Origin of the sequence: Caproicibacterium lactatifermentans (assembly GCF_013315815.1) — a bacterium.
Classification (GTDB): Bacteria; Bacillota; Clostridia; order Oscillospirales; family Acutalibacteraceae; genus Caproicibacterium; species Caproicibacterium lactatifermentans.
The window spans coordinates 1,952,052-1,967,500 of record NZ_CP046051.1 but is presented as its reverse complement, the minus strand read 5'-3'; the positions used below and the strand labels follow the sequence as shown (position 1 = coordinate 1,967,500).

19 protein-coding genes (1 of these 19 only partly in view) are annotated in these 15,449 nt (G+C 52.1%); all 19 read left to right on the top strand.

Features of this window, described 5'->3' with window-relative positions:
• Positions 1-599, top strand: the 3' portion of a protein-coding gene (gene aroF, locus GJQ69_RS09580) for a 3-deoxy-7-phosphoheptulonate synthase (protein ID WP_086036763.1). 415 nt of this gene lie to the left of the window's left edge; 599 of the gene's 1,014 nt are visible here — the last part of the coding sequence; the start codon falls outside the window, past its left edge; it ends in the stop codon at positions 597-599.
• 130 nt (positions 600-729) lie between these two features.
• Complete coding sequence (locus tag GJQ69_RS09575; RefSeq protein ID WP_086036762.1) at positions 730-942, top strand: zinc ribbon domain-containing protein; 213 nt, start codon at positions 730-732, stop codon at positions 940-942.
• A gap of 110 nt (positions 943-1,052) precedes the next feature.
• Positions 1,053-1,622 carry a biotin transporter BioY gene (locus GJQ69_RS09570; protein ID WP_086036761.1) on the top strand — a complete coding sequence of 190 codons (570 nt, stop codon included), beginning with the start codon at positions 1,053-1,055 and terminating at the stop codon, positions 1,620-1,622.
• The gene (locus tag GJQ69_RS09565; protein WP_086036760.1) at positions 1,603-1,998 is read left to right on the top strand and encodes a DUF1284 domain-containing protein; all 396 of its coding nucleotides are present in this window, start codon (positions 1,603-1,605) and stop codon (positions 1,996-1,998) included. The genes GJQ69_RS09570 and GJQ69_RS09565 overlap by 20 nt, the downstream gene beginning before the upstream one ends.
• 248 nt (positions 1,999-2,246) lie before the next feature.
• A complete protein-coding gene (gene rplM / locus GJQ69_RS09560; protein ID WP_086036759.1) occupies positions 2,247-2,675 on the top strand; it encodes a 50S ribosomal protein L13 in 429 nt (142 codons plus the stop codon).
• Between the two features lie 20 nt (positions 2,676-2,695).
• A complete protein-coding gene (gene rpsI, locus GJQ69_RS09555; RefSeq protein WP_086036758.1) occupies positions 2,696-3,097 on the top strand; it encodes a 30S ribosomal protein S9 in 402 nt (133 codons plus the stop codon).
• A 795-nt stretch (positions 3,098-3,892) separates the two neighbouring features.
• On the top strand, positions 3,893-5,113 hold the full coding sequence (locus tag GJQ69_RS09550; RefSeq protein WP_086036757.1) for a G5 domain-containing protein: 1,221 nt from the start codon (positions 3,893-3,895) through the stop codon (positions 5,111-5,113).
• A 224-nt stretch (positions 5,114-5,337) separates the two neighbouring features.
• A complete protein-coding gene (locus GJQ69_RS09545; protein ID WP_174193603.1) occupies positions 5,338-5,697 on the top strand; it encodes a hypothetical protein in 360 nt (119 codons plus the stop codon).
• A gap of 214 nt (positions 5,698-5,911) precedes the next feature.
• Entirely contained in the window at positions 5,912-6,550 is a 639-nt protein-coding gene (gene rpe / locus GJQ69_RS09540) for a ribulose-phosphate 3-epimerase (protein ID WP_086036755.1), read from the top strand.
• 137 nt (positions 6,551-6,687) lie between these two features.
• The gene (locus tag GJQ69_RS09535; protein WP_086036754.1) at positions 6,688-7,221 is read left to right on the top strand and encodes a stage V sporulation T C-terminal domain-containing protein; all 534 of its coding nucleotides are present in this window, start codon (positions 6,688-6,690) and stop codon (positions 7,219-7,221) included.
• A gap of 147 nt (positions 7,222-7,368) precedes the next feature.
• Positions 7,369-7,872: a ribosome maturation factor RimP gene (locus GJQ69_RS09530; protein WP_086036753.1), complete on the top strand. Its 504-nt coding sequence runs from the start codon at positions 7,369-7,371 to the stop codon at positions 7,870-7,872.
• Entirely contained in the window at positions 7,859-8,977 is a 1,119-nt protein-coding gene (gene nusA / locus GJQ69_RS09525; RefSeq protein WP_086036752.1) for a transcription termination factor NusA, read from the top strand. The genes GJQ69_RS09530 and nusA overlap by 14 nt, the downstream gene beginning before the upstream one ends.
• 114 nt (positions 8,978-9,091) lie before the next feature.
• Positions 9,092-9,367, top strand: coding sequence for an RNase P modulator RnpM (rnpM, locus tag GJQ69_RS09520; RefSeq protein WP_274379840.1), 276 nt, complete (start codon positions 9,092-9,094; stop codon positions 9,365-9,367).
• Complete coding sequence (locus tag GJQ69_RS09515) at positions 9,354-9,662, top strand: L7Ae/L30e/S12e/Gadd45 family ribosomal protein (RefSeq protein WP_086036750.1); 309 nt, start codon at positions 9,354-9,356, stop codon at positions 9,660-9,662. Before rnpM ends, GJQ69_RS09515 begins: the two co-directional genes overlap by 14 nt.
• 21 nt (positions 9,663-9,683) lie before the next feature.
• Positions 9,684-12,131, top strand: a complete 2,448-nt coding sequence (gene infB, locus GJQ69_RS09510; RefSeq protein WP_086036749.1) for a translation initiation factor IF-2 — start codon at positions 9,684-9,686, stop codon at positions 12,129-12,131.
• A gap of 111 nt (positions 12,132-12,242) precedes the next feature.
• Complete coding sequence (rbfA, locus tag GJQ69_RS09505) at positions 12,243-12,611, top strand: 30S ribosome-binding factor RbfA (protein WP_086036748.1); 369 nt, start codon at positions 12,243-12,245, stop codon at positions 12,609-12,611.
• On the top strand, positions 12,592-13,548 hold the full coding sequence (locus GJQ69_RS09500; RefSeq protein ID WP_174193599.1) for a DHH family phosphoesterase: 957 nt from the start codon (positions 12,592-12,594) through the stop codon (positions 13,546-13,548). The genes rbfA and GJQ69_RS09500 overlap by 20 nt, the downstream gene beginning before the upstream one ends.
• A complete protein-coding gene (truB, locus tag GJQ69_RS09495; RefSeq protein WP_086036746.1) occupies positions 13,545-14,483 on the top strand; it encodes a tRNA pseudouridine(55) synthase TruB in 939 nt (312 codons plus the stop codon). Before GJQ69_RS09500 ends, truB begins: the two co-directional genes overlap by 4 nt.
• The gene (gene ribF / locus GJQ69_RS09490) at positions 14,452-15,378 is read left to right on the top strand and encodes a riboflavin biosynthesis protein RibF (protein ID WP_157659004.1); all 927 of its coding nucleotides are present in this window, start codon (positions 14,452-14,454) and stop codon (positions 15,376-15,378) included. Before truB ends, ribF begins: the two co-directional genes overlap by 32 nt.
• Positions 15,379-15,449 lie beyond the last annotated feature (71 nt).

The following is a 15,449-nucleotide window of genomic DNA, read 5'->3' as shown; positions in this document are numbered from 1 at the left end:
TTCAGGGGCTGGAGGACGAGGGTTACCGCCTGCTGCGTCACGCGGCGGATGCGGTGGGACTTCCCTGTATCAGTGAGGTGGTAGACCCACAGGATTTAGACGTGGCGGCAAAATACTGCGATATGGTACAGGTCGGCGCGCGGAATATGCAAAATTTCCGTCTGCTGCGGGAAATCGGCCGCTCTGGTATGCCGGTACTGCTGAAAAACGGCATTTCCTCTACCGTAGAGGAATGGCTGGACGCCGCGGAATACATACTCAGTGAAGGAAACCCCAATGTTGTGCTGTGTGAGCGCGGAATTCGGACATTCGAAACGGCAACACGAAATACACTTGACGTTTCAGCGGTACCGGTTGTCAAGGAGCGCAGCAGCCTTCCGATTATTGTAGACCCTTCCCATGCGGCAGGAAAACGCAGCTTGGTCACACCACTGGCAATGGCCGGTGTCGCTGCCGGTGCAGATGGCATTATCGTAGAAGTACACCCGAATCCGAAGACCGCTATGAGTGATGCAGCGCAGCAGCTGACGCTGCCAGATTTCCAGCAGTTCACACAAGAGGTGCGCAAAGTGGCGGAGGCTGTGGGACGCATCCTGTAGTCCTTTTGACAAAGACTTGTATTTTCTTCCGGAATCAAGTATGATAGGACTTGTTTCCACGGATTTCTCCGTTTCTATTATATATAGTATAGAGAAAAGGAATAACAGATTCCCCGCGAAAGGAGAAAATATGCAGCAAAGACAATATATTTGCCCAAAGTGCGGATGTATGCAGTACGAAACCGACCAGTTTCAGGCAACTGGCAGCAACTTTGCCAAGCTGTTTGATGTACAGAATAAACGGTTTATTACCATTACCTGCTCACAGTGCGGTTATACAGAGCTGTATCGGGCTCAGACCAGTGCCGGTATGAATATTCTGGATTTTTTGATTGGAAACTAATTTACTCTACAGGAAGAGAGCAGCGATGGGATTACTCCATCGCTGCTTTTCTGCCTGCTTTTTAATAAAGGGGATAAAAGATACATTCAAAATGCTGGAGAGGAATTCTTATGAAACAAAAAACGAAACAAATGGCACTATGCGCTCTGTGTGCGGCGCTAACTTGTGTGATGGCTCCGCTGTCCCTTCCGATTGGACAGGTGCCCATTAGTCTGGCAACTTTTGCGGTTATGTTGAGTGCAGCTCTGCTTGGCCCGAAACTGGGTGCTCTTAGTCAGGCCGTTTATTTGCTGCTGGGCTGCATCGGTATACCGGTCTTCGCTGGCTTTAATTCCGGCTTTGCCTGCATTGTAGGCCCAACAGGTGGTTATCTGTTGGGATATTTGGTACTGGCAGCGGCAGAAGGTCTGCTGTATCGCATCTTGAACGGTGGAAAACAGGCGTTGCTGAAAAAATCTGCCGCACTGGTTATTTCCATGTTGGTCGGTACGGCAGCCCTCTATACATTAGGAACCTGTTGGTTTATTCTGGTTACACATACACCGCTGCCGGCCGCGATGATGACCTGCGTAGTGCCGTTCCTGCCTGGGGATGCTGTTAAGATTGCTGCTGTTACCGTTTTGGTGCCGCAGCTGGAGCGCGCATTGGGACGCTTAAATCATGGCTGCCCGGCAGAATGAACCGCTGCCCCTGCGGCCGCATCACGGCCTGTGCCTATTACATTATATAGGAAGAGGGTACAGCGACGCTTTTACACAAAATATGAGTAAAAAAGCAGTCCATCTGCGGGAAGAACCGGACACGGAAATCGTCCTGTGTACACAGACGGACAGCCTTTGCGACAGCTGCCCCAATCGATGCGGCACGCATTGCAGCAGTGAAAAACCAAAGAGGTATGATGAGGCGGTCCTGCGTTTGTGCGGTCTGCAGGCCGCACAAACGCTTCCGTGGCGGGAACTGCGCCGTCGGTGCAGACAGCTTGCACAGAGCGGCATGGAGAGCGTCTGTGGGGACTGTCAGTGGTTTACACTCTGCCGAGAGGTAGAACGCACGTGAAAAAAATGAAATGACGCGCCAGCTACAGCAAGGAATCGGCCGATTTACCCCGAAAATGAGAGCATTCAGATAGGTAAATTACGAAAATCGGGATTCCACCCTTGACAGCAGACACTGCTTGTGGTAATATCATAACTGCAATTCCTTTGCAGTACAGGATTTTTCTGTGCTGTGCACGCTGTAAGCTAAGCGAAAGCCGCCCCGCCTGGGGCGGGGCGATTGTAATATTTATATTGGAGGTTCCGCTCATGTCCACTTATATGGCGAAGGCCCAGGAGGTCAAACGCAAGTGGTATGTCATCGACGCCGAAGGCAAGCCCCTCGGTCGTGTGGCTGCCCAGGTCGCCGTCCTGCTTCGCGGCAAAGAAAAGACAACCTATACGCCCCATGTTGACTGTGGTGACAATGTCATCGTTATCAACTGCGCCAAGGTTGTTCTGACCGGCAAAAAGCTGGAAAAGAAGCATTGGTATCATCATACAGGCTATATCGGTCATTTGAAAGATGTCCGCTATGACACCCTGATGCGGGAAGACCCCTGCGCTGCTATGAAGAAGGCAGTGAAGGGCATGCTTCCTGACAACACCCTCGGCCGCAATGCGCTCACCCGTCTTCGCACTGTCGAAGGCGCAGAACATCAGCATGCAGCCCAGCAGCCCACAGTCTGGGAACTTTGAGGGAGGAGGACTAGCAGATTATGTATGATAAAACACCTTATTTCTATGGTACTGGCAGAAGAAAAAGCTCGGTAGCCCGTGTACGTCTGTATCCTGGCACAGGAAAGGTCACCATCAACGACCGCAGCATTGATGACTATTTCGGTCTGGACACTCTGAAGTTCATCGTCCGCCAGCCGCTGGAGCTGACAGGACTGACCAGCAAATATGACGTTGTCTGCCGTGTTTCCGGCGGCGGTGTCACTGGTCAGGCTGGTGCAATCCGCCACGGTATTGCACGTGCCCTGCTGAAGGTAGACAGTGACAGCCTGCGCCCGGCGCTGAAAAAGGCCGGATTCCTCACTCGTGACCCGAGAATGAAGGAACGTAAGAAGTACGGCTTGAAGGCTGCACGTCGCGCACCGCAGTTCTCTAAGCGCTGATTTATTTATGGAAAAAATGGACTCGGAAGCAAATGCTTCCGGGCCTTTTTTTATGCAGCAGAAAATTATTCACCACTTTTCAACATGCGGGGTGGAAAGCCCTGGTAATCCTTTATATGCTTTGCACCACAATGCGGAAATATAATTATACTTTTTATGGGGAATACAAGATTGAAATGAGGAGAAAAAGTTTTCAACGTTGGTTTTCCTTACGAAAGAGAGAAGAGAATGGACATGGTCGAATTACACAAAGCAGGGATGAAGTGGGTGAAAAACAGTTACAAATATGAAACAGAATGCGACTGATTTGATACTTTTCAGGATTTAATTTTGTCATTCGGTGGGATTTCAGTGAGAAATGACAAACCCGCTGAAAGCAAAAAATCTTTGTCTACCACAGCGGGAAAAAAATACCGCTGTTTTTTTAAATTACTCACCTAAAAAGCTGTATTTTTCATCAAAATAAGGGAGTAAACGTTCATGTAATCTTTGTAACAGAATTGTAATTGTTAAAGTTCATGCATAATGTACAGAAAAGCAGCAGTATGCTGCCGCCAGCCGGCCCGAAAAGCAGGGACATTTTGAATCTTTAATTACTTTTCCGAGAATTTAGTTGTGCATAGTGTACAAAAACTTTAAATTTTACAACTTGACATAGACAGTTTGAACAGGTATCATGCAATCGTTGGCTGCAGAAAGCCAGCCGCCGACCGCATGGTTCGGTGCTGCATATGTACGCTGAAAAAAACAATGACAGAATGTTATGAAGAATTGAAGAGAGTCAGGTGAACCAGAATGCATAAGGCAAGCAGAACGTTACTTGCACTGGGCGCTGTCTTTACCTTTGGGTTGGGCACCGCCGGTACAGCCATGGCCGCCACAGAAACCGCGACCGTGACCAAAAACGGAGAAAGCAAAGCACTTTACATGCTGACGAGCAGTGACACGAACGACATCCTGAAAAAAGCAGGCGTTACCATAAACAACGGTGACTTGGTCCTGCGTTCCGCAAGTCCGGAGGGAAACATAAAGGTTGATGTCCGGACCGCTTACCCCGTGACCGTCGCGGCGGACGGCAATTACTCCATCGTTACCGCCCATTACGGTGATACTGCACGGCAGGTGCTGGCGCAGGCCGGTATAAAGCTGGGCACAGTGGATACCGTCAATGTGCCGCTGGATCAGGTGATGTCGAAAAACACCCGAATTAACGTCAACCGCAACCACATTGTTACGGTAGAAGCAGACGGGGTGAAGTCCCAGGTAATCCTGCCGGTGTCGGCTTCCGCAAAAGAATCCGTCCACAAGGCGGGTGTTGCGCTGAATACGAACGATGAAGTGCGTACCGATTCCGACAAAAAGACCGTTTCCGTTTCCCGTGTCACTTATAAGGAGACTTCCACTACGGAAGAAATTCCTTATGAAACAGTCGTCAAGGAAGACAGCAGCCTGCTGGCGGGCCACACAGAAGTGCAGTCATCCGGCCGCAATGGTACCAGAAAGATTGTGTACCGCACAAAGTACATAGATGGTAAAAAAGATAAAACCGAAAAAGTTTCCGCTTCTGTTGTAAAAGAAGCTGTGAACCGCATTGTTGTCAAGGGAACCAAAGTGAAAGAAACAGAGCAGCCGGCTGCCGAGAAGAGCAGTTCCAGCCAATCTACTGCTAAGAAGACAGCAACGGCTTCCTCCAGCAGTAAAAAGACCACAGCCAGCGGCCTTTCTTACAGCCGTATGCTGACCGGTATGTGCACAGCATATACTGGCGGCGGCACCACCGCCACCGGCTTGCCCGCGGCAGTGGGACGTGTAGCAGTCAATCCGAACGTGATTCCCTATGGCACACGTTTGTACATCACTTCCGCTGACGGCAGCTATGTGTATGGCTATGCGGTCGCGGCAGATACCGGTGGATTTGTAAACACCAGTTCTACCATGGTTGACTTGTACATGAACTCGGAATCGGAGTGCGAAAACTTCGGACGCCGCAGCATGAATATTTACATTCTCAACTGAACAGAAAAACAATAGGGCTCCGTGTCTGCAGGAAAAATCCGTGCAGATGCGGGCTTTTTTATTTTGTATGGAATTTGTTACGATTTGCGCGAATTTATGAAGGATTTGTAATGAAAGTCTTGCAAACCTGAGATAAAAATGCTATGATAATAACAATTACACAAGTTTTTTACTTTATATGGAAAATATGTTTTGCTGTTAAAAGGACACAGGAGGTTTTTTTCATGAACGGATGTATTTATGTGGGACTGCTGCTGCTGGCGGCGTCTTTGCTGCTGAACACATTTTTTCACCCGCAGGTCCAGAAAAGCCGTTCCCTGTGTCTCTTGCTTGCACTGACTGGCGGTATGTCAGTTATCCTGCAGCAGGACAGCGCCGGTTTGGCTGCGGTTGAGGCAGTACTGGGACTCGTTCTAATCGGTTGTACCGTGCTGTCCCTGCTGACAGAGCGGCATGACCGCCGGGCCGCACAAATTACCCGGCGGCGCCGTGCGGAAAGACAATGCTGGGAAGAGGAACGCCTGCAGGAGGACCTCGCCATGGTGGAACGGGAACTTGAAAACGTCACGGAAAACGTTGCTTAACCATATCCACTTTTTCCAAAAACAAAATGAACTGCAGGGCGGGCCGCACAAACAGATGCTATGTGCATAGACTGTAAGTGCGGGGCAAAGCTTTTTAACCGCTTAATCATAGATGGGACCGACGGGCGTTAGATACCCCGCCGGTCTTTTTCTTATTTTCGTGCCGGTATTTTTGTGGTACAATCAGGATAGGAAAGGCGAGGAGGAGCAAACTATGAAAATCGCAGTATCTATTTTGGGAGCGAACTTTGCAGACCTTGGCACCGAGGTCCGTCAGCTGGACCGTGCCGGTGCGGATTGGGTACATGTGGACGTCATGGATGGCCACTTTGTGCCAAATATTACATTTGGCCCGAATATGGTGCATTCCCTGCGGCCGCTGACGGAAAAGCCGCTGGACGTACATTTAATGATTTCACAGCCGCAAGCATACATTCCACAATTTATTCAGGCGGGTGCCGATGTGGTCACGTTCCATCTGGAAGCGGAGGGCGACCCGGCGCAGACCATTCAGCAAATCCATGCGGCCGGAGCGAAGGCCGGTATTTCCGTTAAGCCGGGGACACCGGTCACCGCACTACGGCCCTATCTTTCACAGGTAGACATGGTTCTCATCATGAGCGTGGAACCGGGGTTCGGCGGCCAGAAATTCAACCCAGCCATGCTGGAAAAAGTTCGCTGGCTGAAAAAAGAAGCACCGCAGCTGCCGGTGGAAATAGACGGTGGTATTAATCCGGACACTATCCATGCGGCGGCTGAGGCCGGCGTGGAAATCTTTGTCGCGGGCAGTGCTATTGTTGGAAAGGCGGACTATAAAGCCGCCGTGACGGCGCTGCACCGCGCATCTGAGTAGAGGAATCCCCCTTTTTGACAATAATCGGTATATTCTATTGCAAAATACTGGTACATAGCGTATTTTTTGAATTGCTGTAAATACTAAACCTTACCTGAAAGAATAGGGAGTAACTTTGATGAAGGGGATGTTTGGTATTGAAAGCGACCGGGATCGTAAGAAGAATAGATGACCTGGGGCGGGTGGTCATCCCGAAGGAAATCCGCCGTACACTGCGTATCCGAGAGGGCGATGCTCTGGAAATCTTTACAGACAATCAGGGTGGCGTCATTTTTAAAAAATATTCACCGATTGGAGAAATGTCGTTGTTTTCTACCCAGATGGCAGAGGTGCTCAGCAAAACCGCTGGTGTACCCGCGCTGGTGTGCGACCGGGACCATGTAGTTGCCGCTGCTGGTGTTTCAAAACGGGAATACCTGGAACGGCGCATTAGTCAGGAACTGGAAGACTGCATCAATGCCCGTCACAGCTTTGTGCAGGCAGAGGGAAAGGAACTGCACCCTGTGGAGGGTATGGGAGAATGCGCCGCTGTGGCGATAAGCCCCATTTTGGCGCAAAGTGATGTTCACGGCGCAGTGGTCCTGCTTGTCGGCGGTACCGGCGCGCCCGCGGAAGGCGGCCGATTGACACAGCTGGCGGCCGATTTTCTGGCGAAACAGCTGGAAAGCTGAAAAAGGGCGGCACGAAGCCGTTTTTTTGCGAAACGGCTTGCAATTTACCCGTGTTTATGTTAAACTGGCTAAGGTATAGACTGGAATGGTGAAAGAGTGGGGCGACCCACTCTTTTGTTTGCATTATATACTTTATGAGGTGAAACAATGGCAGCAAGAAAAAAAGGCCCTAATACCGCGCAGGCGGTGCGGGAACTGGCACAGCCGCTGGCAGAAGAACTGGGGCTTCAGCTGTGGGACGTGCGCTTTGTGAAAGAGGGCGCCGACTGGTATCTGCGTATTTATATCGACAAAGAGGGCGGCATTTCCATTGATGACTGCGTCAATATGACGCACGCGGTCGACAAACCACTGGATGCACTGGACGCGGTTGCCGGTTCCTATACGCTGGAGGTCAGTTCCCCCGGCATTAACCGTCAGCTGACTAGACCGGAGCATTTTGCCGCCTGCATAGGCAGACTGGTATGGGTGCGCTTTATCCGTCCCTTTGCAGATGGAAGCCGTGAGGTAATAGGGACTCTGGCTGCTTACAAGGATGCTGCTATGACGCTACAGAACGAACAGGGAGAAACCATGACGGTTCCCACAGCGGACACGGCCTGGGTAAAACTGTACGATGACGATGATGGAGGCAACCATGAAAACGAGTGAGGAAGACATCGGGATTGTGGAATCCCTGGAAATGCTGGAGAAAGAGCGCGGTATCCCGAAGGACTATATGGTCGAGCAGATTTGTAAGGCAATCACTACAGCCTGCAAAAACAGCTATGACAACGACAACGTTTCTGTCTATTTGAACAAAGACAAAAATGAATTTGAAGTATTCCTGCGCAAAGAAGTTGTGGACGATGTTCTGGACCCCAACAATGAGATTATGCTGGAAAAGGCGCGCAGAATTGACCCAACCTGTGTCGAGGGTGACCAGGTAAGCGTACAGCTGCACACCAAAGAGTTCGGACGCATTGCCGCGCATCAGGCACGCGGTGTCATTCGGCAGGGCATTCGTGCCGGTGAGCGCGGTTTGATGCTCAAGGAATTCCAGGCAAAGCACCAAGAACTGGTGGATGCTATAGTAGAGCGGGTGGACCCGCGCTCCGGAGCGGCGACCGTCCGCATCGGCAAAAGTGAAGCACTGCTGCCGCGCAGCGAAATGGTGGAGAACGAAACATTCCGCGACGGCGACCATATCAAAGTGTATGTTGTAGATGTGCGTGATACCGAAAAAGGCCCGCATGCGATTATCAGCCGCACGCATCCGGATCTTGTCAAACGCCTGTTTGAAACAGAAGTACCGGAAATTTACGACGGCACAGTTGAAATTAAGGCCGTTTCCCGTGAAGCCGGTTCCCGTACAAAGCTGGCAGTTTTGTCCCACGACCCAGCAGTGGACGCCGTCGGTGCCTGCATTGGTGCACGCGGCGGCCGTGTCGGCGTCATTGTCGACGAACTCGGCGGTGAAAAAATCGATATTGTCGAATACAGCGATGACCCACAGCAGTTTATTGCCAACGCATTGTCCCCGGCCAATGTCCTTTCGGTGGAGTTGGCAGAGGACGGTTCCCATGCCTGCCGTGTTACCGTACCAGATAGCCAGCTGTCCCTGGCAATCGGCAATAAGGGACAAAATGCCCGCCTGGCGGCAAAGCTGACAGGCTGGAAAATCGACATTAAGCCGGAAAGCGGTTTTTACGGCGATGGGGAAACTGAGGGGTCGGCACAGCAGCCGGAAAAGGAAATCGCTGAACCGGAGGAGTAATCCGCCCACGGCAGTCTGTGTCTGTAAAGCGGCAGTCCCTCTTTTTACATACTGCCCGCCGGCTGTGCTTCATTTATTGGAACGCTTATGTCAGTTTGGTCAGGAGGCCTGCAAGTGCACCAGAAAAAAGTTCCGCTGCGGATGTGTACCGGATGCGGTGAGATGAAACAAAAAAAAGAATTGGTCCGAGTGGTGCGTTCCCCCGAAGGGGAAATTTCACTGGATTTAACCGGCCGCAAACCGGGACGGGGCGCCTACGTGTGCCGCAGTATTGTCTGCCTGCGCCGTGCATGCAAAGCACGCCGTTTTGAAAAGGCCTTTTCCTGCCAGATACCGGAAGAAGTTTATGACCGTATGGAGAAGGAGATGGAACAGGATGCCTGTGAATAAGATACTGTCCATGCTGGGACTGTGCCGCCGGGCCGGTAGAATACAGCTAGGCCATGACCCTGTGCTGGAAAGTGTGCGCAGCGGAAAAGCCCGGCTGGTCCTGCTGGCGCGGGACCTTTCCGCACACACAGCGGGCGGCATTCAATACGCCGCCCAGCAGATGGGCATACCTGTATGTGTATTGAGCTGCACCATGGAAGAAATGGGCGCGGCGCTGGGAAAATATGCGGGTGCCGCAGCAGTGGAGGACACCGGCTTTGCCAATAAATTGAAGACGCTTTGTACGGACAGATGAGATGAGGAGGAATGTTATAATATGATGATTAAATACCGGGTGCACGAGGTAGCGAAGGATCTCAATGTCCCAAACAAGGACGTCATTGATGTCCTGCAGAAATACACTGGCGAAACAAAAAAGCACATGACTGCTTTAAATGAGGACGAACTGGATTTGGTATTTGAAACTTTTACACAGAAGAATAATAAAAAAGACCTAAATGATTACTTTGCACAGCGGGAGGAAAGAGCCGTGACGGTATCCGAAGAGGGTTCGGCAAAAGAAATTCCGCTGAAAGAAGCAGCAAAGAAACAGGAGAACAACGGCCGTCGTCCCGGCAGAAATGCCCGCGGTGCCCAAAACCAGAATCAGAACCAAAATAGGAACCAGAACAACCGACAGCCCGGAAAGCCGCAGCAGAAAGGTGCTGCAGCAAAGCCGAAAAAGGACTCTATCCGCCAAAAGGCAACGATTATTGGACATATTGGCCTTGGCAACGACAACGCTTCCCGCCATTCACACGAGCGCATTGTAGATACCCGCTCCCATGATGTTGAACTGGATAAATACAATGAGAAATATGACCGTCTGGCAAACGAAAAAGTCAAGACAGACAATGTTGTGCATAAGCAGAAACTGAATCAGAAAAGTGCCCGCTACCGCCGCGGCCGTCGGCCCAAGAGAGAAACAGAGGCTGAGCGTCTGCGCCGTATTGCGGCAGAACGCAAGGCAAAGCCGATTACCGTGCAGATTCCGGAAAGCATTACAGTCGGCGAACTGGCACTGCGTCTGAAAGCAACCGTTGCCGAAGTGATTAAAAAGCTGATGCAGAACGGTGTGTTTGCTTCCATCAACGATGAAATCGATTTTGATACGGCTTCTCTGGTCGCAATGGAATTCCACGCAAAGGTGGAAAAAGAAGTCGAAGTCACCATCGAGGAACAGATTATTGATGACAGCGAAGATAAAGAAGAAGATTTGGAAACACGTGCGCCGGTCGTCGTTGTTATGGGCCATGTTGACCATGGCAAAACAAGCCTGTTGGACGCTATCCGCCATACCAATGTGACGAGCAGCGAAGCCGGCGGCATTACACAGCATATCGGTGCATATCAGGTTAAGGTAAATGACCGCATGGTCACGTTCCTGGATACTCCAGGTCATGAGGCTTTTACAACCATGCGTGCCCGCGGTGCAATGGCAACGGATATTGCGGTCCTGGTTGTTGCGGCAGATGACGGCGTTATGCCGCAGACCATTGAGGCAATTCACCATGCAAAGGCAGCAAAGGTCAATATCATTGTTGCTGTTAATAAAATAGATAAGCCCGGCGCCAATCCTCAGATGGTTATGGAACAGCTTACAAAGTACGGCATTGTGCCGGAAGAGTGGGGCGGCAACGTGCCATGTATTCCGGTTTCCGCAAAAACAGGAACTGGTCTGAACGACTTGCTGGAAATGATTCTGCTGGTTGCAGACATGAAGGAACTGAAGGCGAACCCGAACCGTCCGGCAAAGGGCGTCATTATTGAAGCACGTCTGGACAAGGGCCGCGGTCCGATTGCCACCATGCTGGTCCAAAACGGTACCCTGCATCAGGGCGATATTGTTGTAGCAGGCACCAGCGTCGGTCGTGTACGTGCAATGACAAACGAAAGTGGCAGGGAAATTACCTCGGCAAAGCCCAGTGTACCGGTGGAAGTCACCGGTCTGGATAGTGTACCGGCCGGCGGCGATACCTTTAACGCTGTTTCGGATGAACGTCTGGCCCGTGAGCTGGTGGAACAGCGCCGCACTGCTAAGAAAGAGGAGAAGTTTAACGCACGTACCAAGGTTACCCTGGATAACCTGTTTGAGCAGATGCAGCTGGGCGATATGAAAGAGTTACAGCTGATTGTTAAGGCGGATGTGCAGGGTTCGGTTGAGGCAGTTACACAATCACTGGAGAAAATCTCCAATGATGAAGTGCGTGTCAATGTCATTCACGGCGCTGTTGGTGCCATCAGCGAAAGCGATGTCATGCTGGCAGCGGCCAGCAACGCCATTATCGTTGGCTTTAATGTGCGTCCGGACCCGGTCGCGGAGGAAAACGCCAAGCGTGATGGTGTGGATATTCGTCTGTACCGTGTCATTTATGACTGCATTCAGGAAATTGAATCCGCTATGAAAGGCATGCTGGACCCGAAGTACCGCGAAGTACAGCTTGGCCGTGCCGAATGCCGCGAGACCTACAAAATCAGCAGTGTTGGCCTTGTTATTGGCGCCCATGTGGTCTCCGGAAAGATTACCCGCGGTGCCAGTGCGCGTGTTGTGCGTGACGGCATTGTCGTGGCAGATGATACAATCGCTTCTCTGCGCCGCTTTAAGGATGACGTAAAGGAAGTTGTGGAAGGCTATGACTGCGGCATCTGCCTGGAAAAATTCTCCGATATTAAAATCGGTGATATTTTGGAAGCATATACCATGGAGGCTTATCAGCCGGAATAAAGCTGTACACTACAGAAAATGCGTTTTTTACAGGCACAGGTACGGAATCTTGTCTGCGGACAAGGACACTCCGTATGCTGCGCCTGCATTTTCCGACAGGAGGGAATTTTTATGCCGAGTTATAAGCTGGACCGCACGACAGAGGATATCCGCCGCGAACTGACAGCTGTTTTCCGTGAACTGAAAGACCCGCGTGTGAGCAACACACTGCTGAGCATCGTGCGGGTAGAAGTGAGCCGGGACCTTTCGTACTGCACAGTGTATGTCAGCGATATGGAAGGCATGGAGCGCGCCCAGCGGGCAGTGCAGGGACTGAAGTCTGCCGCCGGATTTATCCGCCACGAACTGGGAAGCCGCCTTTCCCTGCGGCATGTACCGGAACTGACCTTTAAGGCAACGGATTCCATTGAGTACAGCGCGAATATTTCCCGTATTCTGGAGGACCTGAAGGAGGAGAAACATGGAAGTAAGCCTGAATGAGGCCGCCGCATGGCTTCTGCAGCAGCAGGACATTACCATTCTGTGCCATCAATCGCCGGACGGCGACACACTTGGCAGCGGAAGTGCCCTGTGCCGTGCGCTGCGCCGTCTTGGCAAGCACGCCCAGGTGCTGTGCTGTGACCCAGTAGGCTCCCGCTTTTCCTTCCTCTTTGCGGGCATGGAAGAACAGAAATTTGAACCAAAAACCATTGTTTCGCTAGATGTGGCGGACGAGCAGCTGCTGGGGGAACTGCAGCCGGTCTACGGCGGTAAAATACAGCTCTGCATTGACCACCACCCAAGCAATACGCACTATGCACAGCGGTATCATGTGGAACCGAAGGCCGCGGCAACCTGCGAAATTTTGTGCAGCTTTCTGCCGCTGCTGGGTGTTCCGCTGGACGAGCCAATAGCAGAGGACCTGTATACTGGCATAATTACCGATACCGGCTGCTTTCAGTTCATCAACACCACACCGCATACCCTGCGAATGGCGGCGAGCCTGATGGAACTGGGAGTACCGACACATAAAATTAACCGCGCTATGTTTGCAACTAAAAGCCGCCAGCGGCTGGAGCTGGAAAAACAGGCGCTGAATCATATCGAATATTATCGAAACGGCAGAATTGCTGTCATTCCGCTGACGTACGCCATGGTACAGCAGACCGGTGCAAGCGATGATGACACGGATGGAATTGCCAACATTCCCCGTTCCATAGAGGGCGTGCAGGTGGGCATTACCGTCAAAGAAAAATCTGACGGAAAAATAAAAGTTTCGCTGCGTGCGCAGCCACCGGTGAACGCTTCAGTTATTTGCAGCCGGTTCGGCGGCGGCGGGCACCCGGGTGCCGCCGGCTGTGCGATGATTGGCTGTAATATGGAAGAGGCAATGAAGAAAATCGTTGCCGCAACAGCGGACTATTTGGAGAAATTATGACCGGAGTGCTGGTGTTGGACAAACCGGAAGGCTTTACCTCTTTTGACGCAGTAGCAGTACTGCGGGGCCTTACCGGTGAACGAAAAATTGGTCATACTGGTACACTGGACCCCATGGCAACCGGTGTGCTGCCCATGCTGCTGGGAAAGGCGACAAGAGCGCTGCCTTTTTTGGCCGAACGGCCCAAAGAATATGAAGCGTCCTTCGCGTTTGGTACGGCGACAGATACGCTGGACTGCACCGGAACGGTGCAGTCGCGGGATGATACACCTATTTCCCGGGAAAGCCTGCTGGCGGTTCTGCCGCGCTTTACTGGGGAGATTCTGCAGACACCGCCTATGTACAGCGCGCTGCGGCATAACGGCGTGCGTCTGTACGATTTGGCCCGGCAGGGAAAGACCGTGGAGCGCCCGCCACGCCGTGTGACTATTTACCGGCTAGAACTGCTTTCTTATAGGGAAACAGACCGTACCGGAACACTGCGGGTGAGGTGTTCCGGTGGTACTTATGTGCGCACACTGTGTGCGGATATAGGGGAAGCACTTGGCTCACACGGAATGATGACAGCCCTGCGCCGGACGGCTGCGGCAGGCTTTACATTGGACGATGCCGTTTCACTGACACAGGCGAAAGCTATGGGACGGGAACGGCTCCTGCAGAAGGTTCTGCCGGTGGAGCATTTGTTTGCGGACCTGCCGCAGGTGACAGTGACCATGCCGCAGGCGAAACGCTTTGCAAACGGCGGCGGACTGTCGCTGGACCGTCTGCACCTGCCAGAGGGACTTTGCGGGAACTGTCGTGTGAGGGACCCTGAGGGGAATTTCCTCGGCCTTGGCGCAGAAGAGAAGGGGAAGGGCCAGCTTTGTGTTGTGCGCCTTTTCTGCACACAGGAGGATGTACAAAATGAAAATCTACCAAGAACTGATACCCTGTGAGGAGCCGACAGCAGTGGCACTCGGTTCCTTTGACGGGCTGCACCTGGGGCACAGGGCGGTCATTTCTCAGACATTGGGTGAACCGGGACTCGTTCCCACCGTGCTCACCTTTGCCCGAAATCCCCTGTGTGATTTGGGTGGAAAAACTGGCGGCGAATTGATGACGCAGCAGCAGAAAGAACAGGTGCTGGAGAAATTTGGTATCAAGCAGCTGTACCGGCTGCAGTTCGCAAGCATTATGCACCTGACCGCAGAGCAGTTTGTGGATGAGGTTCTTATCAAAGTCTGCCACGCAAAAAAAGTGTGCTGCGGGTTTAATTTTACGTTTGGAGAGGGCGGCAGTGCGACCAGCGCGGATCTTACCCACCTGTGTACACAGCGTGGTCTGCGTGTAGCAGTCAAACCAGCCGTTATGGCTGACAATGCACCCATCAGCAGCACCCGTATTCGCGCACTGGTGCGGGCAGGCGCGGTCGGCGAGGCAGCCCGCCTGCTGGGCAGACCATACAGCTACCTTTCAACGGTACAGCACGGCCAGCAGCTGGGCCGTCGGCTTGGAACGCCGACACTGAACCAAAAAATCCCGGACAACTTTGTCCTGCCGCGGTTCGGCGTGTATGCCAGCCGTGTTACCCTGAACGGACACATCTACTGCGGTGTAACCAATGTGGGTATACGGCCCACCGTAGATGGACACTTTGTGTCTGCGGAAACATGGATGCCGGATTATACTGGGCCGGAAGTGTACGGCGCAACGGTATGCACCGATTTACTGCACTTCATTCGTCCGGAAAAGAAGTTTGCCAGTGTGGAGGCATTGGGCAAACAGATTCGGCAGGACGGCGAACACGCAAGGATCTACCTGCAACAAGAATGCAAACAGGCATTTGCGTAACGCGGAAAAATATGCTATACTTGCTTTGCCCATTTCGCGGAGGCCGGCGACTGCCCCACTGGGGGATACCA

What these genes read in the sequence shown, in the direction of transcription:
- GJQ69_RS09575 (WP_086036762.1), top strand. Translation starts at nt 730, where the DNA reads ATGCAGCAAAGACAATATATTTGCCCAAAGTGCGGATGTATGCAGTAC.
- GJQ69_RS09570 (WP_086036761.1), top strand. Translation starts at nt 1,053, where the DNA reads ATGAAACAAAAAACGAAACAAATGGCACTATGCGCTCTGTGTGCGGCG.
- GJQ69_RS09565 (WP_086036760.1), top strand. Translation starts at nt 1,603, where the DNA reads ATGGCTGCCCGGCAGAATGAACCGCTGCCCCTGCGGCCGCATCACGGC.
- rplM (WP_086036759.1), top strand. Translation starts at nt 2,247, where the DNA reads ATGTCCACTTATATGGCGAAGGCCCAGGAGGTCAAACGCAAGTGGTAT.
- rpsI (WP_086036758.1), top strand. Translation starts at nt 2,696, where the DNA reads ATGTATGATAAAACACCTTATTTCTATGGTACTGGCAGAAGAAAAAGC.
- GJQ69_RS09550 (WP_086036757.1), top strand. Translation starts at nt 3,893, where the DNA reads ATGCATAAGGCAAGCAGAACGTTACTTGCACTGGGCGCTGTCTTTACC.
- GJQ69_RS09545 (WP_174193603.1), top strand. Translation starts at nt 5,338, where the DNA reads ATGAACGGATGTATTTATGTGGGACTGCTGCTGCTGGCGGCGTCTTTG.
- rpe (WP_086036755.1), top strand. Translation starts at nt 5,912, where the DNA reads ATGAAAATCGCAGTATCTATTTTGGGAGCGAACTTTGCAGACCTTGGC.
- GJQ69_RS09530 (WP_086036753.1), top strand. Translation starts at nt 7,369, where the DNA reads ATGGCAGCAAGAAAAAAAGGCCCTAATACCGCGCAGGCGGTGCGGGAA.
- nusA (WP_086036752.1), top strand. Translation starts at nt 7,859, where the DNA reads ATGAAAACGAGTGAGGAAGACATCGGGATTGTGGAATCCCTGGAAATG.
- GJQ69_RS09515 (WP_086036750.1), top strand. Translation starts at nt 9,354, where the DNA reads ATGCCTGTGAATAAGATACTGTCCATGCTGGGACTGTGCCGCCGGGCC.
- infB (WP_086036749.1), top strand. Translation starts at nt 9,684, where the DNA reads ATGATGATTAAATACCGGGTGCACGAGGTAGCGAAGGATCTCAATGTC.
- rbfA (WP_086036748.1), top strand. Translation starts at nt 12,243, where the DNA reads ATGCCGAGTTATAAGCTGGACCGCACGACAGAGGATATCCGCCGCGAA.
- GJQ69_RS09500 (WP_174193599.1), top strand. Translation starts at nt 12,592, where the DNA reads ATGGAAGTAAGCCTGAATGAGGCCGCCGCATGGCTTCTGCAGCAGCAG.
- truB (WP_086036746.1), top strand. Translation starts at nt 13,545, where the DNA reads ATGACCGGAGTGCTGGTGTTGGACAAACCGGAAGGCTTTACCTCTTTT.
- ribF (WP_157659004.1), top strand. Translation starts at nt 14,452, where the DNA reads ATGAAAATCTACCAAGAACTGATACCCTGTGAGGAGCCGACAGCAGTG.